Genomic DNA, 26,127 nt, shown 5'->3' on the forward strand with positions numbered 1-26,127 from the left:
TAACGCAGTATCAGAGCCGCTAAAACTCGCCAGTAGGAGTGTTTTGGGCTTGCTACTTCTACGTTGAATAAACTCATAAGGGAATAACCATTATGTCATTACTCACTTTGAATTAGCCTGCCTTGAATTAGCTTGCCAAAAACGCTCTGAGTAGATCAACTTCTTATACTGATTGGTATAACCCTAACTATAAAAGCTAGGTGTTAACTTTATAACTGAGCTGCAGCCCATTTAGCACGATTCTCACGGCTCTCTTTTAGGCCATCTTTGTCGCGGAATGCTTTGTAAGACTCAAAATTAAGCGGGACGAGAACCACTTCCACTTCAAGCATCAATTTACACTCTTTCTTAATACGCCAAGCAGAGGTGTTGTATAGCTCTGCAAGTGGCAGAGTCCCTAGAAACTCAGGGTTATATTGGGCATATAGGGCTTGCGTTGGGTAAACCACAAAGCTCAGTGTGCGCTTAGGCTCTTTAGTAAATAGCTCTTCAATACCGTCGCAAGTATTCAGTACCTGCATTTCGATCGCTTCATCAATTTCAATCAGCTTTTTTTGTACAGGCATATGCGCTGGCTTTTCACCCGCTTCCCATGCAATGACATCGGCTTCTGTGACTTTGCCTATCTCGGCAACTTGGGCGGTGGTTAGCGCAAGTGAGTGACGTAGGTACTGCATTTCAATGGCGTTTAGCCCAAGAACTTTAGACATGGTATTTCCTTTATTTAATTTGTAGCACTTTAGCTAACTTAGCTACGCATCCAAACATTTTCAGCCCATTCCCAGAATGTTTCCCAGCTGTCCTCTTCTATCTCATCGTCTTGCCACAATTTAACTTCGCCCTCTTGGCTGATAAAGAAAAAAGCATCGCCACGTTGGCAGATAGGGACAAATTCACGCGGTAAACCAATGGACCATGCGTAGGCTGCGACTTCTGGCAAAAAAGTATGGGAATGCGGATCGCTGGCAGTGACAGGCTCTAAGCTGCCGACGATAACATCACTGGCTTCCATCAAGTACTCTTTCAAAGCCAAAGGTAGCGGGATTAGGATCTCTTCCTCTACTTCAACAATTTGTTCAAAGGTTGCGAGTTCTAACGGTACCGGAACCGTTTCGCTCATCTCTTGTAGTTGCTCAATGATATCGTTCATATTTTTTCGCGTGTGAAGACTATTGGGCGGGAGTATAGACTTTTATCAGGCAAGTCACAAAAAGAGATGTCAGTTGCGGAGCGTATTTTTGGCCCCGCATAAGAGGTTTTAGGCAGCGGCTAGGATATTGGCTTGATCTAGGCGCTTATACCTAAGCCATGCTTTGTGGTAAAGCTTGTGTGACTGCTGGCGTAGCTGGACTATTTTTGCCGCTTCTAAATCATCAAGTTGTCGTAATTGATCTGCGGCATTAGCTTGGATCTGCTGCACTTGCTGGTAAACCTCATGCTCATCACCGCTTTTAATCTCAGCGATATCAGCCAAGTGTAATTGGATCTCGGCAATCATCTGTGACTGCGGCAACCTAACCAGCAGGTTAAGATCGCGATAACCGGACTCTTTGGGCTCGGCAAAGCGGTTCTTAACTTGAATAATTTGGCTATCGGTTTTAACCAGTGCAAATGCTTGCATTAGGTTTTGAATATCGTTACTAACAATACTGGCTCTAACCAGATCAGTCAGTTGGCTGGCATCACCATCAAGTTTATTTCTCACTTTCGCTTCAGCTCTTTCGCGGCTTTTTATATCCGCCAGAATCGATTGGGTTTGAGTTTGCTCGGTAATGTGGTTCAGTAAATTGGCCAGCTCTTGCTGTGCGTTCGCAGAGTTGGCGTACAGTGCATTTAAGTCTGCGCTAGTTTGCCTTGGTTGTTGGTACTGTATTGATTCGATAGCGGTAAGGCCATCTAGGTCATTGGAAAATGCCAGTTTAGCGTTATAGCTACCTTTTGAGGTATTGATATCGTGTTCGAGAGGCACGGTTTGTGCGAAGGCTGAACGAGTCGAAAGAAGCAATAAAAAAATAAAAAACGTTCGTAATATCCGATTCATAGCTATCCCTTTTAATGGCTGTAGACCTATATCAAATCTGATTGCCTCTTTGGTATAGAAGAGGTAATTCTAATCAGATTTGGTATTAATCTAACCTGTGGATACTGAAGCTATGCTGAATGGCAAATTAACATTTATTCATAATTAGGTGTGTGAGGGGCATAACAAAAAAAAGCCGTTGAATGAACTTGTCATCAACGGCTTTTTTATCGCTAATTACGGCGGTTTATATTGCTGTAATTACCAAATTTTAACGCGCTTTTCTGGAGCAATATACATAGCATCACCAGGTTTCACGTCATAAGTGCTGTAAAACTCTGGCATGTTTGAAAGTGCGCCAAGTGAACGGAACTGTGCAGGTGAATGTGGATCTGTCGCTACACGGTTACGCATTGACTCTTCTTTGATTTTTGCACGCCAGATCTGGGTGAAACCAATGAAGAAACGCTGATCGCCTGTTAGGCCGTCAATCACAGGTGCTTCTTGACCATTAAGTGATTTCTTGTAAGCACGGTAAGCGATAGTGACTCCTGAAAGATCACCAATGTTCTCACCAAGTGTTAGTTCGCCATTAACGTGTAGGTCGTCAAATACGGCGTAATCATTGTACTGATCGATAAGGGCTTTACCGCGAGTAGCAAACTCTTTCAAGTCTTGTTCTGTCCACCAATCACGCATGTTGCCTTCACCGTCAAACTTAGCGCCTTGATCGTCAAAACCATGGCCCATTTCATGACCAATAACCGCACCGATGCCACCGTAGTTAACCGCGTCATCAGCTTCCATATTAAAGAATGGAGGCTGCAAGATTGCTGCAGGGAATACGATTTCATTCATGGTTGGGTTGTAGTAAGCATTAACCGTTTGTGGAGTCATATGCCATTCCCACTTGCGAATAGGGCTACCGAGTTTTTCTAGCTCTTTCTCATGGCTCAGCTCGCTTGCGCGCAGGTTGTTGCCGAACAGGTCGTCAGCTTTAATGGCTAGCTTATCGTAGTTTTCCCAGCGATCAGGGTAACCAATCTTAGGATCAAACTTAGCTAACTTATCTTTAGCAGCGACTTTAGTGTCAGCACTCATCCACTCTAGTGACTCAATGCTATCGCCGTAAGCGCCACGTAAGTTCTCAACCAAAGTCTGCATGCGTGTCTTAGCTTCTGGTGCAAAGTGACGCTTAACATAGACTTTACCGACGACTTCGCCTAACAAACCGTTGACTGAAGCGACACCGCGCTTCCAGCGAGGTTGTTGCTCTTCTTGGCCGTTAAGTGTTTTCGAGAAGAACTCAAAGTTTTCAGTATCTAACTCTTCACTTAGGCTACTTGCTGCATGTGTCAGTACCTGCCACTGCATGTAGGTCTTCCAAGTATTTAGGTCTGTCGTCTTGATGACTTCATTCAGTCCTTGGATAAAGCTAGGCTGGTTGATGATGATGTCAGCTTGCTTGTCTGCGCCAAGGGTTGCTAGGTAACCATCCCAGTTGATGTCTGGTGCAAGTGTTGGCAGATCTTTAACTTGGTATAAGTTGTAGGTCTTAGTGCTATCACGAGTTTCAACTACATCCCAATGCTTTTCAGCAATTGATGTTTCAAGAGCCAGTACCGCTTCAGCGCTAGCTTTAGGGTTAGCAAGACCTGCAAGGGTATACATCTTTTCGATGTGTGCTACGAACGCTTTACGGATATTAACGAAGCGCTCGTCTTGGTTAAAGTAGTAATCTTTTTCTGGCAGGCTTAAGCCATACTGCCAGATATGTGTTGCATAACGGCTAGAGTCTTTCGCATCGACACCGATGTAAAATGCCATTGGAGTGCCGCCGCCAATCACTTGGCTACGAGCAAAATAAGTCACTAGCTCATCTTTATTCTTAATGGCACTGACTTTATCAAGTTCGCTCTGAATTGGTGTCACGCCCAGTTTATTGAGTGTTTCAACATCCATGAATGAACGGTAAAGATCAGCCACTTTCTGCTCATCGCTACCGGCTTTAAGGTTAGGTGTTGCAGCGACTTCTTCGATAATTGCTTTTACGTCATCACGTGATTTTTCACGAAGATCATAAAATGCACCTGTGCTAGTGCGATCGCTCGGGATAGTGGTGTTCTTAACCCAAGTGCCGTTTACATAAGAGTAAAAGTCATCCTGTGGGCGAACTGATTTATCGAAGTTGGCAAAATCAATGCCTGAAGTTAGTGCTTTTTGCACGGCAACAGCGGCTTCTGTTTTGCTTGTTTCTGGTGCTTTAGGGGCTGTGGTGTCGCTGTTGCAGGCGCTTAGGCCTACGATAAGGGAAGCGCATAAGCCCCCAACGAGTACTTTTTTCATTTTTCTTCCTTTATATACCGTCAATTTGTTTTTGTTTTATAAATCAAACGATGCACTTGTGCTTTTATCGAAATAGCACAAATTACATTGGGTAACACATGTTAAGGTTTTTCGGGCTTTGTGAATATGGTTTAGGTGTAAACTTATCGACTAAATTGAATCAACATGTGTAAGAAAAGGTTTCCTGAACTATTTACCGTCTAAATTTGTCGATGTTTATTAGCGTATTAAGTTGTGAATGCCTCTACAGCAGTGATAAACGTAGCCTTAAGTATTGGCAAAACTTTGCCCTTTACACCAGTAGCCCTCATAATGTCGGCCATTATGGTCATATAGCTGAGTATTACTGTGCGTTTAGATAAATTTATTTGTGAGTCAACTTCCCATTCTCGTGTTTCTGCTAAGAAAGCACTGCATCGTGGGGATGTCACTTGTAATGGTGAGGTGGTTAAAACTTCAGGTTTTAAAGTGACTGACGAGCACGAAATTCGTTTAGAAGGTGTGATACTAAAAGTCATCGGCCCACGCTTTATTATGCTTAATAAGCCTGTAGATACTATCTGTTCAACCATTGATGAAGAGTATCCATCAGTTATTGGCCTGCTTGATGTGATTCGTCCTGAAGATCTGCATATTGCTGGTCGCTTAGATGCTGACACCACTGGGTTAGTATTGATCACCACTGACGGAAAGTGGTCACACAAGATTACTTCACCAAAGAAAGAGTGTGGCAAGCGTTACTTGTTAGAGACTGCTGAGCCGTTAACTGAAGATTTAATTGAGCAGTTCGCTACTGGGTTACAGCTCAATAATGAAGATGGCCTAACTAAGCCTGCCATACTTGAACTGTTGGGTACGCATCAAGCGCGTTTGACCATTACCGAAGGTAAATACCATCAAGTTAAACGTATGCTGGCGGCTGTCGGCAATAAGGTGACTAAACTTCATCGTGAAGTCGTTGGAGAGATAGAGCTCGATAACACGCTTGAGCTAGGTGAATGGCGCTTTTTGACAGAGACTGAGATTCAATCAGTAAAATAGCGCTATAAAACATTCAACTTTAACAGCGTTATTACTGTCGAAATTAGCTCATAAAAAGGCCCTCAATTGAGGGCCTTTTAATAAGGTTAAGCAAATCGAAATGACCTAACCTCGTGACTACAGCGGGTTAATGTAATTTCTTACGTGAACCTGCTAATAGTCCTAATAATGCTAATGCTAGGAAACCTAAGCTACCACCGCTTGAATCATTAGACTCCTCCTCAACAGGTGCCTCTTCTGCTGGTGGGGGTGTAGGTTCTACGCCATCAGAGTTAACCGTCAGCATAAAGCTAGTACTGCCTTGATCTGAAGGGTAGGCCATATCGTGCACTGTAACTGTTACTTCAGTCATACCATGCCAATCGGCATCAGGGGTAATAGCAAATGTTTCGCCAGTAACCACTGCGGTGATGTTGTCACCGGTAACTGTCATACCATTTACTGTGCCTTTTATGTCGTTGTACATCACGCTTAGGCCTTCAATAGTGCTGTTCTCTTCCATCATCATATCTGACATCGCTGCAACTGTGATGTTGCTTGGCGTCGATAAAGTGTGAGAGACAGAAACGAGCTCTGAGTCAGCATACTGAGTGTCTACAGAAACAACATTGTCGCCACCAATCGCTGCTGCTGATACTCGTGCAGAGAACTTAAGCGACACTGCTGTTTGTTCTGGACCACGGTAATCGGCGCAAACTACAGTACCTTCACTCACTTTGTCATCAACATCGTTGAAAGCAAAGCCATCATTTAAGTAACCAGATAGCGGACCAAATGGAGTACGCTCGCCCCAGAATCCATGCAGGCCAATTGAACCTAAGTGGCCGTTCGTTGATTTTAAGGTTTGATAAGCGAAAATCATCTCCGGTGTTTCAGGGTCAAAGCTAATTGAGTTTGAAATAATGGTTTGAATGTTGAACTTAGCATCTGGATCTGGGTTGGTGTTGCCGACCAAGAAGCTATTCCATTCTTCACCGCCATCCCACTGGAAGATGTAATGATCATTGGTGACCACGCCATACACCACGTTGGTATAACGGAATGTTGACCAATCAATCGACCCTTGTGGCATCTTCACATCACCGCGCCATAGTGGAGCGATTACGGTATCAGGGAAGGTTTGGAACATATCCGTAAAGGGTTGGTTATAGTTCCAGAACTCAGGGTTTTGGTCTAATTGAATATAACCAAATGGCGAGATCCCTAGTACATTTTGCGAAAAATGCTCAGGGTTTGCGTATAGAGGAATATGAGGTAAGCCATTTTCTTCCATTGGAATGTAAAGCATTTGATTAGAAAGACCAGAGATACCTAAGTCTTGATACCCTTGCAGCGGCAAGTCATAGAAGGTTTCATCGTCGCCATAAGGCACCTTACAAGTCGCGTCTTCTAGGTTAGTGGTATAAACATAATGACGTTTCATATCACTTGAAGATGCTTGGGCTGCACTGATGCTAATCGCATTACCGCTAACGGTTAATCCAGCTTCGTAGTCTCCTACGCCGCCTACAACGATAGAGTCTTCAATTAACTGCATTCCTTCAGCGATGGTTGCATTTAAAGTAAACTCTCGCTCAGCACCGACGAGGTTAGGAGCTAAATCGACAACATAATCAACAATATCACCGACCTTGGCTGCAGATTGCGATGCGGTTATTTCAGTGTCAGTGCCCATATGTTGTAACTTAACGGCGAAGTCACCTAAGTTAGTCGCGTTGTACTCATCACTACCTAACGCCACAACACCATAGTAAGTATCACCTTCAGTTGCATCTGGTAGGTTGTAGTTAAGCTGCAATTGGTATGGCGTCATGCCATCAGTGGTTGCAGGTCCTTCAACAGTGATGTTGGCATCGTCTGACTCTCCTACAATACCGAGACTCAATACAAACTCATCAGCTAGGTTTTTAGGATCTTCATAGTCGTATTTCCAGTTTGCGGCTATTGCCCAGTAACGACCAGGCGTTGGATTATTAATGGCACAGAAGTCACCGTTATCTGTAAATGAGTAACAGATAGCTTCATCTAGCCATTGAATATCACCATCTTCATTGATGTCCATACCAAGGTCGATAGAGGTAAAGGCATGTTTAGGAGCTGAAAGCACTTCCCAAACAATGCGCTGTGTACCTGCCGGAACATCAAAGAAATGTACCTTTGCACCACCATCGGCTTCTATCTCTTCTACTGTTAAGCCGTCGGAGTAAAGACGTGCTTCTGCACGTGGCAGTTCGTAGGTAATTGTTTCACCTTTTGTAAGGCCAAAGACCTTGGAGTTAAGTGATTGGATTTCATCAGTATTGAGCATTGGCGTTAATGTATGGCCCTGCTCGCGATGGATTATGCCAGACACTTCAGCGGGTAAACCATCACCACTATAGCGAACACCTACAGGCAGGTGCTGCATTGGAGTGCTGCTATTGTTTGATGTTAGCTTTACTGAGCCGGTAAGTTGTAGTCCTGAAGAGTCGGCGCCAATCGCTTCCACTTCAAGTACTTTTGCTTTTAGGCTGATGGCTTGAGACTCGCCCGCTTTAAGCGTAAAGGTCTTTGGCGAAGCCTCTAGCTCTAGCATCGGTGCACCATCCATAGTGTTTGCCGTTGCATCAACCGTCCAAGTGCCATCTTCTGTTGCTGTTACAGTGCGCATCCAGCTACAGGTACTAGCGCAGTTATCTTGGTAGAAGTAAGGCAGGTTCAAGGTATGAATGTTACCGCCATTATTTGGATTGGCTGCGCGGTAGTTTTCAGCCGTTTCACTTAACAATAAACCTGCATTATTAGCGCGTGCAACATTAATCACACCGCTACCCGCATCACTGTAACCTGCAGGAACAGGATCATAGGGTGAGCCATCTCTAGAGCGAGTGGCATTATTCAATGAAGCTGTTGTCATTAATGCAGATTGAATTTCCGCTGGGGTCCAATCAGGATGTGCTTGAGTAAGTAGTGCCATAGCACCTGCTACATGGGGCGCTGCCATCGATGTGCCGCTAATCGCTGCGTAATCAGCTGGCATACCTTGGGTACTAAATGGCATTTCATCGGCCCAGGCTGCAAATACATCAACACCTGGCGCTGCTAGGTTGGGTGACATTACATCAGGTGCTTCGAGGTTTGGACCGCGAGATGAGAAATCTGCGACGTAGTCTGCATCTCGTTCATTAGCGACAACTTCAGAGGCTGTGATGGTGATGCTGTGGCTATCACCACTTTTAAGCCAATCCTCTAAACCATAATAACCATTTTGGTAGTTACCATAGTAAGACGCGTAATCAATATGAATCCCTGGAATTGAGTAAGGGTCATTAGCAGTGGTTTCTGAATAGCCTGAGTTCCATAAGATAAAGCCACCAGCACCACCAGCTTCAACGTTGGTTGCTTTTGTGACTCGGGCAATATCACCGCGTTTACACACCACAATAGGTGCAGTAGCAAAAGGGTTACCTTCTGGATCTACTGAGAAGAAATCAACTGGGAAGGGCTCATTACACTTTTCAAACTCGCTGCCATAAGCACTTGCTTGCACTACGGGCCCAGTATAAGCGCCGGTAAGCCCACCACCAACTAACACATCAAGTGGCTTTTCCCCACCCGTTGAGTCAGCTAGGGTCTTACCTTCTACCGCAATTTCACGGCCATGGGTAGTGGCTGCAACAGAAGTGATCCAAGGTGAAAAGTGATCGATAGCTCCGCGTGCCTGGCTGGCGTATTGCGGTGCGTAGGAGTTACCCGCAGAAGCTGACACCGAAATGCCTGCTTCACGTGCTGCAAGGAAACCCATCTCCATCGGGTCGTCCCAAGGGAATGTACCAAAAGGGCTACCAATTGAGTAGTTAATCACGTCAACACCATCGGCAACAGCATCTTCAATGCCGGCTAACAATGCAGAACCTGGACAGCCACCATAGTTATCACCGTAGCTGCCATCGCCAGGGAAACACACTTGGTACATAATGATATTTGCGCGTGGTGCGACGCCTGACACTTTGTCGAACATCAGCCCCGTTCCTAAGCCATCACCCGTTTCACCCGTAATGGCAACCACATGCTCTACATCAAATAGTTCGTTACCTGCAGCTGTAGAGGCTGTGTGTGAACCGTGACCGTTATAGTCTTCACCATTTTGCGGACGTTTAGGGTCGGTGATATTCCAAGAGGGTTGATCTGGCTGAAAAGCCGCGTCCATATAACTTTCGGTAATGCTTTCATACGAACGAATACCAATAAGCTTGTCGTTACACATGCTGGCAAATTCAACTTTTTCACAATCACCTAAGTAACTGCTATAGCGGTCAGGCATTTTGTGGGTATAGCCATCGCCTGCAACGGCGGCAAAAGAGGCATGATCAGAGTTGATACCAGTATCCAGTACCCCGACAACAATGCCTTCACCTTTGTATTTATCGTCAGCAGCACTTCCTGTCCAGATAGCATCAGCGCCAATGTGTCCTGGGCCATTATCTGTGTGTAACTCATACATTTTTTCAAGACTAACATTGCGAATACCAGGAAGATTAGCAACGTTTGCAGCTTGCTCCTGAGTCATACGCAGCGCCATACCGTTAAACGCCAATGTATAACGATTTTTAATATCAAGGTTAGCACCAACAGTGGCCGAGATTTGGTTTAATGCTTGGTCTTGTTTGCTTGTTAAGTATTGGCTGTATTGCTTAACTGAACTGCTCTTGGTATCAAGCTTGTTGTGGCCGCGCGGGCTCAACATGCTAGGGATTGCGTTAACGGTGGGTGATGTTGCTTTAAATTGCTCAACACCACCGCGGTAGAGGGAAACGGGTTTATCGCTTAACTCGACAATGTAGGTTTGCTCACCTTGCAGTCCCGCTTGGTGTTTAAACGGTACCTTACTGTTTTGATTTGTAGCAATCGCTCGGTGAATATTTTGGCTGTTGCTTGCTGGACGGTTTACGGTATTGCCGGCTCTGCTGTTACCACTTCGGAGCTCTTCATTATATTTGATAATAGCATCGGTAATTTCAATGCTGCGCATATTGTTATTATCATTGCCAGAAGCGGCAACGCTGCCTGCGCTAGCTGCGTATATCGCAGCTATTGTCATCATACTTATTTTTTTTAGTTTCATTATCCTGCCTTCTAGTTGCATATTTGCAGCTAGATTGTTGACTCTTTGTTATCGCTGTGGCGAATAGGCAAAGTGTATTATCCGATAGGCTATATGTATTTTAAAAAAAGTTTAAAAGAAAAGTGGGTTTTTAATCAGCAATATAAATAGTCGTTATTGCGGTTGTATAAAATTAACCTCGTTGGAATATATAGGTTTGAGCGTACTTTAATGAATAAGTTGGCTAATAAAATCACTAGGTATTCAATAGATACACTTGATTCAAATTGATACAAAGTATTTGCGAGTAGCTTGTATCACTCAGTAATTTGCAATACTTTATGGCGGTAAATCGAGAATATAAAGCTGTTTAACCAGTGACAACGCAAACTTAATAGCTGCTTAAGCTACTCGTGTTAGAGTCTATATTCTATTTCATATTAACTTTTATATAATAAATTCAGTTGCATAATAAGGAGGGCGAGATGGAATTAAGGCATATAAAGCATTTTGTAGCACTCGCACAATCCAAAAGTTACAGCATCGCTGCCAGCAAACTGGATATCTCTCAGCCTTCATTGACTCGAAGCATCCAGAAGATGGAGAAGAGTTTAGGTGTGAAACTATTTACCAGAGATTCACGAAGGGTAGCCCTCACTTACCATGGTGATTTAGTATTAAAACACAGTGATAAGATCCTCAATACAGTGTGTAATCTCGAAGCTGACATTAAAATTAACAGTGGTCGATCAAGTGGAAAGTTGACGATTGGTGGTGGCACGTTAGCATCGAGCAATATATTAAATGATATATTGCTTAGTTTTTCTAAAGCGCACCCCAATGTTAGTGTTGAATTAAGAACTCGCGATGTTGATGAACTATATTCTTTACTCTCAAAAGGTGAAATAGATCTTTTTGTTTCAGAGATAAAAGTATCTGGTTTGTCAGAAAGAGAAGAGTTACAAGTCATTAGCTATAAAAAGTCTCGCGGAGTGTTTTTTTGTCGACCGGGACACCCATTGTTAAAAGAGAAACACCTTTATACTCCAAGGTTAAAAGATTTTCCTATCTCATTGCCGAGAGCGACGACTTCAGATATCGAAAGTTTATTTGGTGACCTGTTTGATATTGATCGCAGTGCCTTCTCAGGTTTGTTTAGATTTGAATATTTTCACTCTGTGAGTAAAACGATAGCAGAAAGCGATATGATTGGTTTAATTCCTGAAATAGTCATTGCCAATGAGTTGGCCACTGGTGAGATGGTACTTTTAGACGTATTGGATATGCCTGACATCAAAGTCGATTATGGTGTGGTATTCCATAAGTCACGAGTGCCTGATGGTACCAATAAATTGTTTCTTGAGTTTTTTAAGTCATTGGTTGCCAATCCCTGCCATTAAAAGGGTCATTTATAGTGTGACTCTCGGCTTTTACTAAAGCTGTAGAGGGAACTGTTTTTATACTGTTCTACTTAATAAAGAGGCAGTTAAATGTTAATTTTCCTGCCTCTGTTTTTGAAAGTGAAACCTAGTTAGATAGTTCTATGTTGCCACTAATTGTTGCAGCGCTGAGGCTAGCGCTGCCATCACCAGTTTGAAATTTAAGGTATGTTTGTGGAGAGTACTTTTCTTTTGATACCTGATCATTGCTTAGCTTGTTTTTGATCGTACCTCCAGGGCCACCATTGATATCGAACGACACATTCACTTCACTATTAAAATGAACGTCAATATCACCACTGACACTGCCTAGTTTTGCTTTGTCAGTCAGTTTGCCAACTGAAAGCTCAATATCGCCGCTAACGGTTTTTATGCTAAGGCTGTCTACATCACCTAATGCAACTGTCGCATCGCCAGAGACTAACTCGACAGATACTTGGTCGGCACGACTGTTTGCAGTCAGCTCTCCACTCACCAAACGATAAGCGACTTTGCCTGAACTGTCGGTGTCTTTTATCTCACCTGAGACAGTTTCTAGCATTACTTTGCCGCTAAGTTCACGGCTAGTGATATCTCCTGATACGGTATGCAGCATGATTTTATCCTTTAGCTGGCTGGCTTTTATATCGCCACTGACCGAGCTAATATCCATTTTGCCGTCAAATGCATCGATACGATAATTAGCCGAAACACCTTCTGCTTGTAACTTTATCTGTTGAGGAAGCATGATGGTTAATTGTGAGCCATCTTTGTTATTACCGTTGTAATGCCTTGGCATTTTGTCTTCAATCTGCACATGACTTCCTTTCACCGTGAAGGTTAATCCTTCACTGAGCTCGTCGAGTTCGCCTTTAATTGAGATTTCATCTTTATCCCAAGACTTAAAGACCACATCTCCTCGCTGTATATTGACACTGACCTTAGCCTTACCTTGGATCTGTTTTGTTTGATCAACGGCTTCTGCTGCTAGTAGCGTTTGACTGAAGATAAGCGAGGTTAATGCTAAACCGATAAGTGGTGTTCTATTCATATTAGTGCTCCCTGATTTTTGTCTGCAGCAGGTAATTTTTGACCTTGCTGTAATAACTCAATTTCTCGTTGTTGGGTCCAAAGCCACAGTTGCCATAGCTCTTTATCGTTGGGGGTTTTCTTTAGTGTTTGGTAAATTTTTTCAGCGGCTTTTCTGAGTTGTTCAATGCCCTTATTGAGTGGTAAGCCAAATTCACTTGATTGCCAGTTAACCTTCTGACTTTGTTCTAATAAAGCAACTTGTTTCTCATGTTCTAGCTTTATATCCGCAAGTGTTGTTAACAGTGGTACAGTCACTGTTTGCGCGGTATAAGTGGGCGTGATAGCGCTGTTATTCCATAGTGTTGTGCCAATAACTGCACAGAGGAGTACCACGCTTGCAACTGCCACTCTGCGCCAATGATTCGGCTGGTTGTATTCCGGTTTATCCAGTTGCTTTTCGATATCAGTCCACAGTTCTCGCTCAGGCGTTAATGTGTTGGGCGTTTGTGCGATCAACTGCTGCAATTTGTCTTGTGAATGGCTCATTTCTATACCCCTGTTAACCATCATTTAATCCAGCATTTCAGCTAATAACTTTTGTGCTCTATGGTACTGCGCCTTACTGGTTCCCGAAGCAATCCCCATAAGCTGACCGATCTCTTCATGTTTGTAGCCTTCTAGTGCATGTAGCACAAAAACAATACGAGCTCGCTCTGGTAGCTTGACCAAAATTTTGTCGAGATCTTCATATTCATCACTGACCGTTTCTACATCGGTTTCGCTGGCGACAAATCGAGACCAAAAAGAGCGATGCTTCTTTAGGCTATTCAGTGCTTGATTTACCGATAAGCTATGTAACCAAGTGGTGAACTGGCTTTGCCCTTTAAACTGAGGCAGCTTTTGCCACAGAGTAACAAAACAGTCTTGAGTGGCATCTTCCGCCAAGGCAACTTGACCTGTAATGCGAAAGCACAGCGCATACACTCGTTTGTGGTGTTGCTGATAAAGCTGCTTAAACGCCGCTTTGTCGCCTTTTTTGGCGCTATCGATAAGGTCCGGTTCATTAAATGAACTCTGTTGTAAGACCTTCAATTGTGCTGTCACTACATGTTCCTTATGTGCCTGCCGATATAGTAAATGCCGATTGCATTAAAAGTTTGACCATTCAGCGGGAATTCAAAACGCTGTAGGCAAGTATTGGGGCTTGAGCTAATAGTTATTCTATATCCAAATCCCAAAGCGAAGCATACAGCGATTTGAAACCCACACTACGTGAGCTCCTCAGGCTTTCCACTTCTGCTTTGCATTGGCTTAAAAGGGAATAACCATTTCTTTACCAATGCGCTTTGAATTGAAAAGACTGAGGGGCTCTGAACTGGCCAAATACTTAATGCACTTGGTATTAGACAAAGCTAACCTATAAAAAGGTTTAAACAGAAATAAAATAAATATTAACTTGGGTGTTGTTGCTGAGGCGATAGCGGGCTAAAGAGGGGGCTAACAAGGTTTGATGGGGCTGATAGGCAACCCCATTTTTGTAGCGATTTAGTCTTGGCTGACTTTTGCATAAACCAATTGTGCGCCGACAAGATCTGAAAGGGCTGTGCCTACCGTTTTAAATAGGGTGATTTGTTCAGCACTCTCTCTTGCTAGCGTTCCAGATTGGCATAATTGAGCCAACTCTCCTTTTACATCATTGAGGGAGAACACGCCTTCTGCTGCCGGCAGCAGCAGTTCACCTGCTTCAGCAAACACATTGATTTTCGAATCAACAAATACCGCTGACTTTTGAATCAATGCCGAATCACATTCGCGGCGGTCATGATTATGATTACCGACAAAATCGGTATGGGTACCTGCTTGTACCCACTCACCAGGAAATAAAGGGGTTGGTGAGCCTGTTGCGCAGCTAATGATATCTGCTTCACGCACGCTAGCTTCAAGATTATCGCAGTAGAACACTTCAATATCTGGACGTTCATTACGTACAAGCTCAATCGTTGCCCGGGCTTTGACTTCACTGCGACCCCAAACCTTAATCTGAGTGATAGGCCGAACACTTGCGTGGGCAAGCGCCATAAATGAAGCCAAATTACCAGTGCCGCATACTAGCAGCTTGCTTGAATTTTCACGGGATAAATACCGGCTGCCAAGTGCTGAAACCGCTGCTGTGCGCCAGTAGGTCACACTAGTGCCATCAACTAACGCTTGTGGCTCACCGGTTTCGCGGCTAAAAATAAGGATTTTCGAATAGAGGCTAGCCAAGTTTGGATCTTTTTTAGGATTGCTTGGAAAGTAGGTAAAAGCCTTTACTGCAATGGTTTTTTCGTTCCACGATGGCAGTACCGCAAAAGCATCACTGTGGCTGGATGATACATCAAGGCTAAACACCTGTCGTTGTGGCATTCCTGCAGGGCGGGAAAATGTTTCATCGAGCGCGCTGACTAGCTCTTGGTAGCTTAAAGATTGGTGTACTAACTCGGCATTGATGACTAACATGCAGGCTCCTACTTTTAAATATACTTTATACTATTTGTGATGGTTGGTTGAGTCAATCGACTTTCGTACCATTGAGCTGCAACTCGTTTCGATATCGTTGGATAAAAAACACACAAATAACAACGGGCTAAACTTTTATCGTTCAGTTAGTGACGGCTGAGATCGCTAAAATGGGGCTCAATTAAACTGGTTGGATGACTTTATAATCATCAGGCTTGCCGTGGTAATCTTAATTTACTCAATACGTTATTATTGCTCAGTTGTAATTAATGGCATTGCATTAAACCGTCAATAACTCAAACCCTAGTTTTAATGATTAAATTTGCGGTGAATAATAGTTTAATGTTGTAGAATTGCGATCTTAGTTAATGTTACTCATAAGATGTTTTCATCTTGCTGTTGGGGGTTATATGTTGATCCGTCATAAGTTGCTTTTAAGCGCTGTGGTCTCTATTGCTGCGCTTGCAGCTATGTTTGGTTTACAGCTTTATTTTGGCCAAGTTCAATCGGAACTATCTAAAGCATCTCAAGAGATCTCTAGCCTTAAAAGTGAAGTGTTAAGCTTGCGTCGTGATGAGAAAGATTTCCTGTCTAGATTGGACCTTAAGTATGTCGGTAGACACCAATCAAATCATAATGATATTAAAACACTGACCCAAGATCTCAATGATGTGTTTACCCGCCATGGCATTCCTACAGAGGCGCTCACTGCATTTAATAGTGACTTGGCTTTGTACAGTAATACGTTCAAAAATGTCGTCGCACTAAACCAAGAGATAGGCTTGACCCCAAAGTCTGGACTATATGGCACGCTTCGCAGCGCCGTTCATCAGGTTGAGTCATTGGTAAAGCAGTATGACGAGCCGCGATTAATGGTGCAGATGTTGCAGCTTCGTCGTGCAGAAAAAGACTTTATGCTTCGTCGCAGCGATAGCTATATTGCCAAGTTTGACGAAGGAATTAATCAGTTTAATAGCGTGTTATCGCAATCGCTGTTAGAGGAGTCATCAAAGCAAGATATTGCAAAATTCATCAAGCAATATAGTGCTGACTTTAAGCAGTTAGTCGCTAAGGAGCGCCAACTTGGTCTTAGCATTACCGAAGGCGAAATGGGCAAGTTGAGACAAGCAGTTGCTAATACTGACAGTGCCTTGAATCAACTGGAATCATTAGCTCGTTTAGCTATTGAAGAAAAAGAAGACTCGGCATTTCTCTTGGGTTTGTCTATTGCTGTATTAATTGCACTGGCTTTAGCTGGCGCAACTTTTGTTATTATTCGCAGTATTATTGACCCAGTTAAACAGATCACAGCGGTGATCACACATATTGAACAGAACAAAGACTTGTCGATGCGCTGTGATGACAGTAGTGATGATGAACTTGGCCAAATAGCCAAGCACTTCAACAGTATGGTTGAGAGCTTTCAGGAACTTATTGAGCAGGTCACGACATCGGTCGATACCATGAACCAATCTTGCCAAGATCTCGCAAGTAACGTGACTCGGGCTTCAGAAGGGGTGACCAGTCAGCTTAATGAGACTGATATGGTCGCAACAGCGGTCACAGAGATGGGCGCGACTATCGAGGAGATTGCTAAAAATACTGAATTGGCGGCCAGTAAGGCCAGTAGCACTCATGAAAATGCTCAGCTTGGGCAACGTGGCGTAGAGCAAACCATTGAAAAGATACAGTCATTAGCATTTCAAATTAATGAATCTTCAATCGTTGTTAATGAACTTGAAAAAGACAGTGAAACTATCGGTAGCGTGTTAAGTGTGATTAAGTCTATTGCTGAGCAGACGAATTTACTCGCTTTAAATGCGGCTATTGAAGCTGCGCGAGCAGGAGAGCAGGGGCGAGGCTTTGCAGTCGTGGCAGATGAAGTGCGTAGTTTAGCGCTGAGAACACAAGAGTCGACAGAAGAGATCTCCAGTATTGTTCAAACTCTTCAGAGCCGAACACGCTCCATTGTGCAGGTCATGAGCGCTAGTCGTATTCAAGGTGATGAAAGCGCAATACAGGCAGCGTCAGCTGGTGATCTACTGCAACAAATAAACAGTGACGTTACTAATATTATGGATATGAGCACTCAGATCGCTGCGGCGATTGAGGAGCAAAGTATGGTGGCGACAGAGGTAAATAAAAACGTGGTGGTGATTAGAGATATTGCTCAAGCCACAGCCGATACCGCCGCTGAAAACTCTGCAGCAACAGAAAATGTAAAAGAGAGAGCTGAGTTTTTACAACGTGCAGTGAGTAAATTCAAAATCTAGCCTCATGCTTTGAGCGATAAAAAAGGCTAGCCTAAATTGCTAGCCTTTTTTTATGCAGCTTGTCTGAGGGGAGGCTCAGGGAACAAGACGCAGTGGTGCGGCGTCACTTAAATAAGCCTCATCCACTTGATCAAGCTTGTTATAGCGAATCATCTGTCTGATCCCATCGATATAAGCTTGTCCTCTTTCAGAGTATTTATCCAAGGTTCCAGCCAGTTCCATACCGGTTATCGGAGAGTTACTGGCCCTTAGGCTCGCCCTTAAACTGCGTAGTTTCTTATAGGCATTATTGGTATTGAGATTAAGCATATATCCTTCAACAGAGGCTAACGGAGTATCAAAACGGGCAAGACCATAGTTGCCAAGTTCTTTTCGCTGTTGCTTGGGGATCATACCGTTACCACTGAAATCCCATTGGCCGAAAAATGCATTACCTTCGATAGTAAACCTTGAGGTTGCCCAGCCACTCTCTTCCGCTGCTTGCACTAATACCAATGACGGCGGCAGAATATCTATCTCTTCAAGCAATTGCTGTCGCTGTTGTTCGGTTATGGGTTGAGCAACACTCTTAATCATCCGATATTTCACTGCGATATTGAGTAATACAATATCATCTAAAGGAGCTGATTCAATTAAGCGCCTCTCGAGTAAAATATTCTCGTTAGCCATTAATATTAGCGGTGCCAGTAATCGAAAGAACACCATCTTTTTTTGTTGTACCGGAATTTGATTAGAGGTTTTTTGCCAGCGTTCACTGACCGAGTCAAAGGTCAGTCTAGGAACTTCTCGGTTGCCATCTTTCCAACTTTTTGTATTGTAATTGAGTGAATCAAACAGGTTTGAAAGCTCATCAAGAGAGTTAATTTGAACATCTTTAGGAGCCTTAGTCGGTCTGTCATCAGAGACTTTAATGAAGCTCATTTGGGTCTGCGTCGACCCCTCTTCTGTTGCAAGATCTGCTGCAACAAGGTGTTGTTCTGAGGCTGTGTTATCGGGCTGTTCGCTGCTGCTTTTATTGACAATCACCTTAGCCGCTTTTTCAGCTTTTTTAACTGACTCTGTCGTATTAACGACTGCGCTATCATTGTCCGGGCTAAATTGAGAGTTAGCAGCATAAACGAGGGATAAAATAGCCGCTGCAAGTAGCGCGAGTTGTACTTGAGGTTTTCTAAGCATTGAAGCGTCCTTTATTTGCTTTTTATGAAGCACTAGCAATGGGTGGGTTACCGTTTAAATCTAGTCGAAGATTGGTCAATATTCTTGAATTCTATTAACTTAACTTAGAGGGCGGCAGCATATCACCATCAAGCTTAATGCGAGGTGAATATAGAGTGAATAGAATCAGCGCGGCTATTCAGCATGCGAGTTGTTGCAGTGTGAGGCAATAGAAAGGCGGCAATGTTACAACAAAAGTAAAAGCCCGGCGTTATATCCGGGCTTGATGATGAAGCTTGGTTATTGGTTTAAATCGGCGGCTGTTTGCTGTGAATAATAGAGTGCAACATCTTTCATTTCAGTTTCGGATAGCATACTCGCTTGCGCCTGCATAATGGGGTTGGTACGTTCACCACGTTTAAACTGTACTAGCTGTTTAAACAGATAAGCACCTTTCTGTCCTTTGAGGTTCGGGTAGGTTGCCATCATCTTCAGCATGGCGTCACCATGGCAAGCAATACAACGTTGGTTCGCTAACTGCTCGCCTTTGCTTGCATCGGCTTGATAGTTAAGTATCTCACTTGGTAAAGTTAGCTCTTTGAGGGCTAGAGTCTCTTTAAAGGAGTTGTCAGCAGCTTGTACATTACCAACTGCTAGGCCAGTCATTAATGCACTACAACATGCAAATTTTAATATAGAGTGCTGCACATTAATGCTCCTTGTTGGCTGATGATAGCTTCTTAGGCATGGGCGGCATTTTGTCTGCATCCAAAGGCTTACGTCTGAAAATCTGCATATCAATGCCTGTTTCGTTGTAATAGGTTTCAAGGTAATCAAGCACTGGCTCCCAAGTGTCAGATAGATCCCAGAGGCCTTGAGTATCGATCATCCACTGAATGGTATCGCGCCAAACTTCTCGGCTGCCAACATTCTGCGGAATGATTAGGCTGGTATGGCAGGCATTACACTGCTGCTTAACCACTTCCCATCCCGGTGCCATTATTAGTCCTGTGGTGGGATCAACGGGATAGCTTTTGAGTTGAGTGGTGTCAGCGGCCATCACAACAGGCACTAATATTGTGCTTAGCACCGCTATAGAAAAGAGTGCTTTTCTCATCATACAACCCTTACTGCTACACGATGACAACCATTGAAGAGGTAACCCTTAGGGTTCCACTGTGGTTGAACCATCGGCTGGGTATCGCCTTTACTGTCGGTTGCACGCGCCCAGACTTCATAATAGCCAGTTTGAGGTAGGTTAATTTCGATATTCCACTGTTGCCATGCCATTGGGTTTACCGCTTTTGTTAACGCTGCAGTCTGCCAAGTGGTGCCATAATCATAACTGACCTCTACCTTTGCCACGTCACGGGTGCCAGCCCAAGCATGTCCACTAACCTGCAATGTGTCTCCGAGTGACAACTCTCCGCCAGTTTGTGGTGCGGTGATAAGTGATTTAACAATCATCTCCTCAATGATCTTAAAATCTTTATTGTCGACTTTCTCACCTGGAGCTACTGGGTTAGTAGGCACTTGATAAGCGGGGGCGGCCATCTTCTTTCCGTCATGAACACGGTCTCGAACGCCCATGCCTACAGCACATTTCTGTGATACTGAGCCAGGGCGACCACCAAACACTATTCGCAGCGGATAACCATGCATATAAGGGATATCTTCGCCGTTCATCCCCCAGGCTATCATGGCATTCTCATTCATCGCAGCGTCAATCGGTACACCACGTGAAATGGCTGCACCTTTGCCGCTAATGTGCTTATCTGCACCATAGTGAGCAGTGTATACGGCATCACTTTTAACGCCGCAATCGGCAAGGACATCTTTGACTAACACACCGGTCCATTCTGCGCAGAAAACAGCAGTGTTGCTCCATTGGTTTCCCTTAGCGTTAGGGTAGAAGTTCTCACGGCTATTGCCGCCACACTCCAAGACCAGTTGCTGGGTTACGGTTTTAAATTTTTGCTTAAGTTCAGCAATGGTGTAGGTTTTTGGTGTTTCAATTGACTCACCGTCAACGGTGAACTCCCATGTGTCTGCATCTATCTCAGCAAAGTTGGGCATCTGACCATTCCAGCGAATAAACGCGACATCGGCAGGTGTTTTTACTGGAGCAAGTAGGTGTTCAGGTGGAAACGCATTTAATGGGTTTGAGTTTAATACTTTAAAATGGCTAGGTAGGTCATCGACTTTTGACCAGGTCACCGCAGATACATCGAGCGGTGCCATTCCTGCTGGGCGGTTTTGAGCAAACGCCCAACTTGTAGGCAGCATTACAGATACAGAGGTTGCAACAGCACCTTTTAGAAAATTTCGTCTATCGATAGCCATTAGTGTTGCTCCTTTCCAGTATAAAAATAGTTTGCCATCTGCTGCATCTGTTTTTCAGTAAGCAGTTTCGCGACCTTGCTCATCGTCTTATCTTGACGCTGACCTGATTTGAATTGTTTCAACTGTTCAACCATATACGCAGCATTTTGCCCCTTTAGGTTGGGGATTGAACCGTACAGGTTACTGCCATCGACGCCATGACACGCGATACACATATTCAGTAGTTTTTGACTGTCTTGTGCCTGCAATTGTGGCACTTGTCCTGCAAGCGGTGCGAGTACAAAAATAAACGCAGCTAACTTAATTTTCATAACACTCATAGATAGCCCTTGTCGGGGTGATAATTATCGCCACTTTCACATTGTTGGCTGCATGTCCTAGGTGTTTTAGTGTCCAGCTCTAAAGTGACTAATATCTAGAGACTGCAAACGGGACATGCGATTATTGCCTCGACATTTCTTGACTGCACATAAATCAGTACAGTTGTAATGCGCTTGGCGATTGAGATCGTAAAACTACAGATAAATGTGATCTTTGGCCTGTGAAAAGTTCTAAAAAGTTCTAAAAGATACTGTTTTTTCGATTTAAAACTGGCAATAAAGCACGTTTGTTTTCGATAAATACGAATCTAAAACAGCGGGAGATATTTTTGTTGGGTTATTGAACTTGTGGTTATAGCTTGCTAGGAAAGCCTGCTTTTTGTTTGGGCGAGGTTGGAAACAAGAAATAACCGCATTCTTTAGTCATTGTCGACGAAAGAGTCATGGTGTTCCAATAATGATTGAGTGGTGGTTAACGGCGAGTGGCTCGTCATTTTTTAAAGGTTTAGTCGATGTATGAGTTTATATTGAACTCCAAGAATCACTACAAAATTGGCGCGTAATAAAAGTAAGCTTGAACGACTTACACTTGCCCTAAGCGGATCTCTTTTTGGAGTGTTGCCCAGTTGATCACGCCAACTATATTGTCTGCATTATCTTGATATATGTAGACCTCACCGCGTCGCTCTTTAGACAAGCACAGGTAAACCTCATTAAGGGTGGCTGTATCTGCTATTCCCTGGATCGGATGTCTAGTTAAGGTGGTGGCTGTATCACTGGCTTGCAATTCAAGTTGGATCATCTCTACTTCGTTGTTGGTATTACGTGCTAATACCGAGCGACCTTCAGCGCGTTTTAGCACCTCTAATAGCAACTCATCATCGTCCCGAACAATCACAAATCGCTTATCCATAAGGTGGCGAACACCAACCTTTTGTAGACCTAGGTTCACTGGCGCGACTTTATAACCAAGCCCCATTATTTCAAGCTGCTTGAAGAAGATTGATTTGGTTTTAAACCCTTGGTGTGAGATTAAGAACGCAGGAATAACGACAAACATTGACGGTAAAATGATAGAAGCGTTATCAGTCAATTCTATGAGCGCTACTAGAGCGGCTAGTGGTGCACTTAAACAAACTCCCATCATACCTGTCATGCCAATAATGGTGTAAAGGCCAATATAAGGTGCAATCGATGGGAACCACATAGCACAAATTAAGCCGAGTATTGTGCCGAGCAGGGCGCCTATACCATACAAAGGACCTATTAAACCGCCAGGGATCCCAAGTCCAATTGCAGCTATCGTGGCCACCATCTTGCCAATGAGTATGGCGCTTAAAAATAAAATGCTTGGGTGCTCACTAATTGTTTCTGCAATGGCCAGTTCGCCGCTACCAATAGCTTGTGGTAACACGAGCCCAACTAAAGTCGTAATGGCTCCAGCCAACAGCAGCCTTTGCATTAATGGCCACTTTTGACCCATTGCGGTAATGCTCAGTAGTGAGCGGTTAAAAAAGGCCGCAATACAACCCAGTACAATGCCAAATAGTGCTAACAGTGGGTACTGGCTAAGGGGAATGACTGCTGCACCTATCTGTTCAAACTCATGCACATTACCAAAAACTATCTGACTGCTTAATGCGCCGCAAATAGCAGAGATCATTACTGGGAAAAAGTAGTGAATTTTGTACTCACGCAGCACCACTTCAAATACAAAAATAACCGCTGCTAGCGGCGCATTGAAAATGGCAGCGATACCCGCAGCGATACCGCTGGCACACATAATACGGACACTGTTATCGGGCAGTTTGAATTTTTCAGCTAATACGCTAGCACTGACGGCGCCGAGATGAATCGCTGGACCTTCACGGCCAACAGAGAAGTTAGTTGCTAGGGCAAACAGCGCTTGAAAGAACTGACCGGGGGCTGATTGCAGTGGAATTTTGCCATAATGTAGCTTAACGCGATGAATTACATAGGCAATTCCCATGCGTTTATATCGTTTAGATCCCATTTTTGCTACGCCCCAGATCAAAAAAGATCCGAAAAGCGGCAATAACACTCGCCAGTCATCGATGATATCCGTAAAATTCAGAGCCTGAGTCTGGGTATAGGTGTCAAACCAAACTAAGAGCAATCTAAAAAGCAGGATGACACCTGATGCAAACAACGCGAAAAGCAATGCAAGTAGACACAGCTGAACACTTACCTTCGCTTGAGAAAGCGTGTCTTTAAGTTCAGTACTGAGATACTTTTTAACTTGCTGCTGCATTTTAACGATTGTTTGATACACAGACATTTCCAAAATTTTTGATTGTCACATTTACATTCGAATGTGAGATTTTTATTAAGGGGCTGTTACTTAATGGCAAATTATCATCGTTGGCTCGATCGCTTGCAAGTGATTGAGCGACAATTTCGTACCTCTAGCGCATATTTATTTTTATTGATTGTCACCGCTTTTGTTTTAGGGGCGTTGTGTTTTGATGTTGGTTCTAGTTATTTTACGCCAAAAGTCGAGCAACAGGCAGATAGAACCCAAGAGTATAATGTGCTGTTAAAGGAGCAGGCCGATACGTTAGCAGCACGCAATATTGAGTTGGCATTAGAGCGAGAAGCCAACAGTAACATGCAAGCTATGTTTGTAGAGCAAGAGGGGAAGCAGAAGGAGCTTTCTCGTGAGCTGGCATTTTATCGTAGCGTGATGGCGCCAGAAAACAGTGCAGAAGGCATAGCGATTAATGGTTTAGAGCTGATGCCGGAGCTGTTACCACGTCAGTACCGTCTTAAATTGGTGCTGACTCAACTTGAAAAACGCCGCCGTTCAGTGTCTGGGCGCAGTGAGGTGAGCTTTATTGGCCTACAAGATGGTAAAGCGAAAACCATTAAGCTATCTGAATTAAGTGAAGCAGCGTTCAAATTTAAGTTTACCTATTTTCAGGTTCTAGAAACAGAATTCACTTTACCTGAAGGCTTCATCTTATCTAGAGTGAAGGCTAAGGTCGTTGTTCCAGCAAGTCGCTGGACTAAAGGGTCACAGACTGAACAGGAATATAGTTCACAAGAATTACTTGTGAATGAAAATGAGCAGAGCATATTACTTGAACAAAACGGTCAGGTATTAGATAATTCTGCACAGCAAATAGATGTAAGAGGTAGTAATGACTGAACAAGCTGAAGATGCTTTGCCAATTAGCTTTACTGATGCGGCTGCATTAAAAGTAAAAACCTTGCTTGATGAAGAAGAAAATGATGCCCTTAAATTACGTGTTTACGTAACTGGTGGTGGTTGCTCAGGTTTCCAATACGGTTTCACTTTCGATGAGAAAGTAAACGAAGGCGACTTTACTGTAGAGAAGCAGGGTGTTCAGTTAGTTGTTGACCCTATGAGCCTACAATACCTTGTTGGTGGCGAAGTGGATTACACTTCTGGCCTTGAGGGATCACGCTTTTTCGTGAAGAATCCAAACGCGACAACGACTTGTGGTTGTGGTGCAAGTTTCTCAGTATAAGCCAATAGCTTACTGAGAACTGGCGGATTGAGTTCCGCCGATTAAAAAAGCCGTCAATTGACGGCTTTTTTGTGTCTGCTAGGGGCTGTAGAGCTTTCAGTTAGCTAGCTAAGCATCATCGTTTAAGCCTTGAAAGTTACTGAGCTCGAACAACAACTAAGCTCGAAAGAGCTACGGCCTCTTATTTAGCGCATAATATTGAGATTAACTTCACGATTAAAGTACAGGCTAACCTTACGATTGAAGGCTATCCACACTTGTACAATCGCTAACACAATCAATATGCTAAATATTATCCAGTCTGGCACTTGAGCTTTAAAGCTACCGATAGCAAAATTTGAAGGACCCGAAGCCGCAAGGTTCTCTGGATCGTACAACACGACAGGCAATATGCTAACAATAGCGAGTTGCAGTGAGGTGTATACCCGCAACATGATTAATGCCGCTTTTTGTCTGCCGATAATTGCCAGTACCATGAATAGGGTCAATATACTAAACAGCACACCTTGTTTGGCAAGTAAGCCACTGACTGAAATTATCACTAAAAAAGTAAGTAGAGCGATAAGCCGTTTTGGCATGCTCACTTTAGTCGGGGTGGCAGTATTGTTAGCGGTATTATTGGTTTCCACTTTTTAATCTCTTTTGCATGCAGCAGGGAATAAAGGCTAGCTAATCGCTAGCCATAAAGCGATATGTTATTAGTGACGCTTTTTAGGGGCTAAACGCTCTTCAAGTTCGTAAGGTGGGATCACCACACCTAAATCATCTTGTACTGGGAATACAGCGACAAACAAGTCGTCATCTTGCATACCAGGAACCCAACGCTCTAACCACTCATCAACTGGAATTGCTAGTGTTTGGCAATCTTTCCAGTCATCAACAGCCCAAAGTGCAGCGGCTTCTTCTGTTGGCCACATCGGGATGCAATCTTCATCATCGGTGGTGAGCATTACACAACCGTCTAGGTCTTGTAATGACCATAAGGTTTTGTGCTCTTTAACTTGCTCAACAAGGTAGTCGTAACGAGATTCTGGCGTCATTTCAGTAATTTGCTTTAAGCTTTTGCTTTTGTTGCTCATGGTGTA

General features: G+C 43.7%; 22 protein-coding genes. 5 read left to right on the forward strand and 17 right to left on the reverse strand.

Features of this window, described 5'->3' with window-relative positions; all coding sequences use genetic code 11:
- Window positions 1–209 precede the first annotated feature (209 nt).
- The 4 genes from K5R16_RS17485 to K5R16_RS17500 all read right to left on the reverse strand — a co-directional run bounded on the left by K5R16_RS17485 (window position 210) and on the right by K5R16_RS17500 (window position 4,366).
- Window positions 210–710, reverse strand: coding sequence for a DUF4447 family protein (locus K5R16_RS17485; RefSeq protein WP_220739039.1), 501 nt, complete (start codon window positions 708–710; stop codon window positions 210–212).
- Between the two features lie 38 nt (window positions 711–748).
- Window positions 749–1,150, reverse strand: coding sequence for an SMI1/KNR4 family protein (locus K5R16_RS17490; protein ID WP_220739041.1), 402 nt, complete (start codon window positions 1,148–1,150; stop codon window positions 749–751).
- 108 nt (window positions 1,151–1,258) lie between these two features.
- Entirely contained in the window at window positions 1,259–2,041 is a 783-nt protein-coding gene (locus tag K5R16_RS17495) for a RelA/SpoT domain-containing protein (protein WP_220739043.1), read from the reverse strand.
- A gap of 240 nt (window positions 2,042–2,281) precedes the next feature.
- Window positions 2,282–4,366 (reverse strand): M13 family metallopeptidase, encoded by a 2,085-nt coding sequence (locus K5R16_RS17500; protein WP_220739044.1) that lies wholly within the window; start codon window positions 4,364–4,366, stop codon window positions 2,282–2,284.
- Window positions 4,367–4,714: 348 nt separating this feature from the next.
- Here K5R16_RS17500 and rsuA point away from each other — a divergent pair, with 348 nt between their 5' ends.
- The gene (gene rsuA / locus K5R16_RS17505) at window positions 4,715–5,407 is read left to right on the forward strand and encodes a 16S rRNA pseudouridine(516) synthase RsuA (protein ID WP_220739046.1); all 693 of its coding nucleotides are present in this window, start codon (window positions 4,715–4,717) and stop codon (window positions 5,405–5,407) included.
- A gap of 127 nt (window positions 5,408–5,534) precedes the next feature.
- On the opposite strand, the gene K5R16_RS17510 is transcribed toward rsuA, so the two are convergent.
- Entirely contained in the window at window positions 5,535–10,511 is a 4,977-nt protein-coding gene (locus tag K5R16_RS17510) for a S8 family serine peptidase (RefSeq protein ID WP_220739048.1), read from the reverse strand.
- A gap of 464 nt (window positions 10,512–10,975) precedes the next feature.
- On the opposite strand from K5R16_RS17510, the gene K5R16_RS17515 reads away from it, so the two are divergent.
- The gene (locus K5R16_RS17515) at window positions 10,976–11,890 is read left to right on the forward strand and encodes a LysR family transcriptional regulator (RefSeq protein ID WP_220739049.1); all 915 of its coding nucleotides are present in this window, start codon (window positions 10,976–10,978) and stop codon (window positions 11,888–11,890) included.
- A 127-nt stretch (window positions 11,891–12,017) separates the two neighbouring features.
- Here the strand turns inward: K5R16_RS17515 and K5R16_RS17520 are convergent, their stop codons facing one another.
- The 4 genes from K5R16_RS17520 to K5R16_RS17535 all read right to left on the reverse strand — a co-directional run bounded on the left by K5R16_RS17520 (window position 12,018) and on the right by K5R16_RS17535 (window position 15,439).
- The gene (locus K5R16_RS17520; RefSeq protein WP_220739051.1) at window positions 12,018–12,959 is read right to left on the reverse strand and encodes a DUF4097 family beta strand repeat-containing protein; all 942 of its coding nucleotides are present in this window, start codon (window positions 12,957–12,959) and stop codon (window positions 12,018–12,020) included.
- Window positions 12,956–13,486: a hypothetical protein gene (locus K5R16_RS17525; RefSeq protein ID WP_220739053.1), complete on the reverse strand. Its 531-nt coding sequence runs from the start codon at window positions 13,484–13,486 to the stop codon at window positions 12,956–12,958. The genes K5R16_RS17520 and K5R16_RS17525 overlap by 4 nt, the downstream gene beginning before the upstream one ends.
- Window positions 13,487–13,510: 24 nt before the next feature.
- Window positions 13,511–14,044, reverse strand: a complete 534-nt coding sequence (locus K5R16_RS17530; protein WP_220739055.1) for an RNA polymerase sigma factor — start codon at window positions 14,042–14,044, stop codon at window positions 13,511–13,513.
- A 441-nt stretch (window positions 14,045–14,485) separates the two neighbouring features.
- The gene (locus tag K5R16_RS17535) at window positions 14,486–15,439 is read right to left on the reverse strand and encodes an ornithine cyclodeaminase family protein (RefSeq protein ID WP_220739057.1); all 954 of its coding nucleotides are present in this window, start codon (window positions 15,437–15,439) and stop codon (window positions 14,486–14,488) included.
- A gap of 410 nt (window positions 15,440–15,849) precedes the next feature.
- Here K5R16_RS17535 and K5R16_RS17540 point away from each other — a divergent pair, with 410 nt between their 5' ends.
- Window positions 15,850–17,712 carry a methyl-accepting chemotaxis protein gene (locus K5R16_RS17540; protein ID WP_220739059.1) on the forward strand — a complete coding sequence of 621 codons (1,863 nt, stop codon included), beginning with the start codon at window positions 15,850–15,852 and terminating at the stop codon, window positions 17,710–17,712.
- Between the two features lie 75 nt (window positions 17,713–17,787).
- Here the strand turns inward: K5R16_RS17540 and K5R16_RS17545 are convergent, their stop codons facing one another.
- From K5R16_RS17545 to K5R16_RS17570, 6 genes are all read right to left on the reverse strand, one after another.
- Window positions 17,788–18,633, reverse strand: coding sequence for a glucosaminidase domain-containing protein (locus K5R16_RS17545; RefSeq protein ID WP_374758406.1), 846 nt, complete (start codon window positions 18,631–18,633; stop codon window positions 17,788–17,790).
- 534 nt (window positions 18,634–19,167) lie between these two features.
- Window positions 19,168–19,575, reverse strand: coding sequence for a cytochrome c (locus tag K5R16_RS17550; RefSeq protein WP_259649917.1), 408 nt, complete (start codon window positions 19,573–19,575; stop codon window positions 19,168–19,170).
- 1 nt (window position 19,576) lies between these two features.
- Entirely contained in the window at window positions 19,577–19,984 is a 408-nt protein-coding gene (locus tag K5R16_RS17555; RefSeq protein ID WP_220739063.1) for a cytochrome C, read from the reverse strand.
- On the reverse strand, window positions 19,984–21,210 hold the full coding sequence (locus K5R16_RS17560) for a sulfite oxidase (RefSeq protein ID WP_220739065.1): 1,227 nt from the start codon (window positions 21,208–21,210) through the stop codon (window positions 19,984–19,986). Before K5R16_RS17560 ends, K5R16_RS17555 begins: the two co-directional genes overlap by 1 nt.
- Window positions 21,210–21,530 (reverse strand): c-type cytochrome, encoded by a 321-nt coding sequence (locus tag K5R16_RS17565; protein ID WP_220739066.1) that lies wholly within the window; start codon window positions 21,528–21,530, stop codon window positions 21,210–21,212. Before K5R16_RS17565 ends, K5R16_RS17560 begins: the two co-directional genes overlap by 1 nt.
- Before the next feature lie 583 nt (window positions 21,531–22,113).
- Window positions 22,114–23,829, reverse strand: coding sequence for a chloride channel protein (locus K5R16_RS17570; protein ID WP_220739068.1), 1,716 nt, complete (start codon window positions 23,827–23,829; stop codon window positions 22,114–22,116).
- Window positions 23,830–23,895: 66 nt separating this feature from the next.
- Between K5R16_RS17570 and K5R16_RS17575 the strand changes: the two genes are divergently transcribed.
- Window positions 23,896–24,699 carry a DUF6776 family protein gene (locus tag K5R16_RS17575; RefSeq protein ID WP_220739070.1) on the forward strand — a complete coding sequence of 268 codons (804 nt, stop codon included), beginning with the start codon at window positions 23,896–23,898 and terminating at the stop codon, window positions 24,697–24,699.
- A complete protein-coding gene (erpA, locus tag K5R16_RS17580) occupies window positions 24,692–25,042 on the forward strand; it encodes an iron-sulfur cluster insertion protein ErpA (RefSeq protein WP_020913868.1) in 351 nt (116 codons plus the stop codon). Before K5R16_RS17575 ends, erpA begins: the two co-directional genes overlap by 8 nt.
- A gap of 185 nt (window positions 25,043–25,227) precedes the next feature.
- Here the strand turns inward: erpA and K5R16_RS17585 are convergent, their stop codons facing one another.
- Both K5R16_RS17585 and K5R16_RS17590 read right to left on the reverse strand, forming a co-directional pair.
- Window positions 25,228–25,671, reverse strand: coding sequence for a hypothetical protein (locus K5R16_RS17585; RefSeq protein ID WP_259649918.1), 444 nt, complete (start codon window positions 25,669–25,671; stop codon window positions 25,228–25,230).
- A gap of 69 nt (window positions 25,672–25,740) precedes the next feature.
- Window positions 25,741–26,121, reverse strand: coding sequence for a DUF2750 domain-containing protein (locus K5R16_RS17590; RefSeq protein WP_220739072.1), 381 nt, complete (start codon window positions 26,119–26,121; stop codon window positions 25,741–25,743).
- Between the last annotated feature and the right edge of the window lie 6 nt (window positions 26,122–26,127).

Source organism: Shewanella sp. c952, from assembly GCF_019654975.1.
In the GTDB taxonomy this organism is placed as follows: Bacteria; Pseudomonadota; Gammaproteobacteria; order Enterobacterales; family Shewanellaceae; genus Shewanella.

Coding starts and splice junctions, on each gene's coding strand:
- K5R16_RS17485 (WP_220739039.1), bottom strand. CDS start 710: ATGTCTAAAGTTCTTGGGCTAAACGCCATTGAAATGCAGTACCTACGT.
- K5R16_RS17490 (WP_220739041.1), bottom strand. CDS start 1,150: ATGAACGATATCATTGAGCAACTACAAGAGATGAGCGAAACGGTTCCG.
- K5R16_RS17495 (WP_220739043.1), bottom strand. CDS start 2,041: ATGAATCGGATATTACGAACGTTTTTTATTTTTTTATTGCTTCTTTCG.
- K5R16_RS17500 (WP_220739044.1), bottom strand. CDS start 4,366: ATGAAAAAAGTACTCGTTGGGGGCTTATGCGCTTCCCTTATCGTAGGC.
- K5R16_RS17510 (WP_220739048.1), bottom strand. CDS start 10,511: ATGAAACTAAAAAAAATAAGTATGATGACAATAGCTGCGATATACGCA.
- K5R16_RS17515 (WP_220739049.1), top strand. CDS start 10,976: ATGGAATTAAGGCATATAAAGCATTTTGTAGCACTCGCACAATCCAAA.
- K5R16_RS17520 (WP_220739051.1), bottom strand. CDS start 12,959: ATGAATAGAACACCACTTATCGGTTTAGCATTAACCTCGCTTATCTTC.
- K5R16_RS17525 (WP_220739053.1), bottom strand. CDS start 13,486: ATGAGCCATTCACAAGACAAATTGCAGCAGTTGATCGCACAAACGCCC.
- K5R16_RS17535 (WP_220739057.1), bottom strand. CDS start 15,439: ATGTTAGTCATCAATGCCGAGTTAGTACACCAATCTTTAAGCTACCAA.
- K5R16_RS17540 (WP_220739059.1), top strand. CDS start 15,850: ATGTTGATCCGTCATAAGTTGCTTTTAAGCGCTGTGGTCTCTATTGCT.
- K5R16_RS17545 (WP_374758406.1), bottom strand. CDS start 18,633: ATGAGCTTCATTAAAGTCTCTGATGACAGACCGACTAAGGCTCCTAAA.
- K5R16_RS17555 (WP_220739063.1), bottom strand. CDS start 19,984: ATGAGAAAAGCACTCTTTTCTATAGCGGTGCTAAGCACAATATTAGTG.
- K5R16_RS17560 (WP_220739065.1), bottom strand. CDS start 21,210: ATGGCTATCGATAGACGAAATTTTCTAAAAGGTGCTGTTGCAACCTCT.
- K5R16_RS17565 (WP_220739066.1), bottom strand. CDS start 21,530: ATGAGTGTTATGAAAATTAAGTTAGCTGCGTTTATTTTTGTACTCGCA.
- K5R16_RS17570 (WP_220739068.1), bottom strand. CDS start 23,829: ATGTCTGTGTATCAAACAATCGTTAAAATGCAGCAGCAAGTTAAAAAG.
- K5R16_RS17575 (WP_220739070.1), top strand. CDS start 23,896: ATGGCAAATTATCATCGTTGGCTCGATCGCTTGCAAGTGATTGAGCGA.
- erpA (WP_020913868.1), top strand. CDS start 24,692: ATGACTGAACAAGCTGAAGATGCTTTGCCAATTAGCTTTACTGATGCG.
- K5R16_RS17590 (WP_220739072.1), bottom strand. CDS start 26,121: ATGAGCAACAAAAGCAAAAGCTTAAAGCAAATTACTGAAATGACGCCA.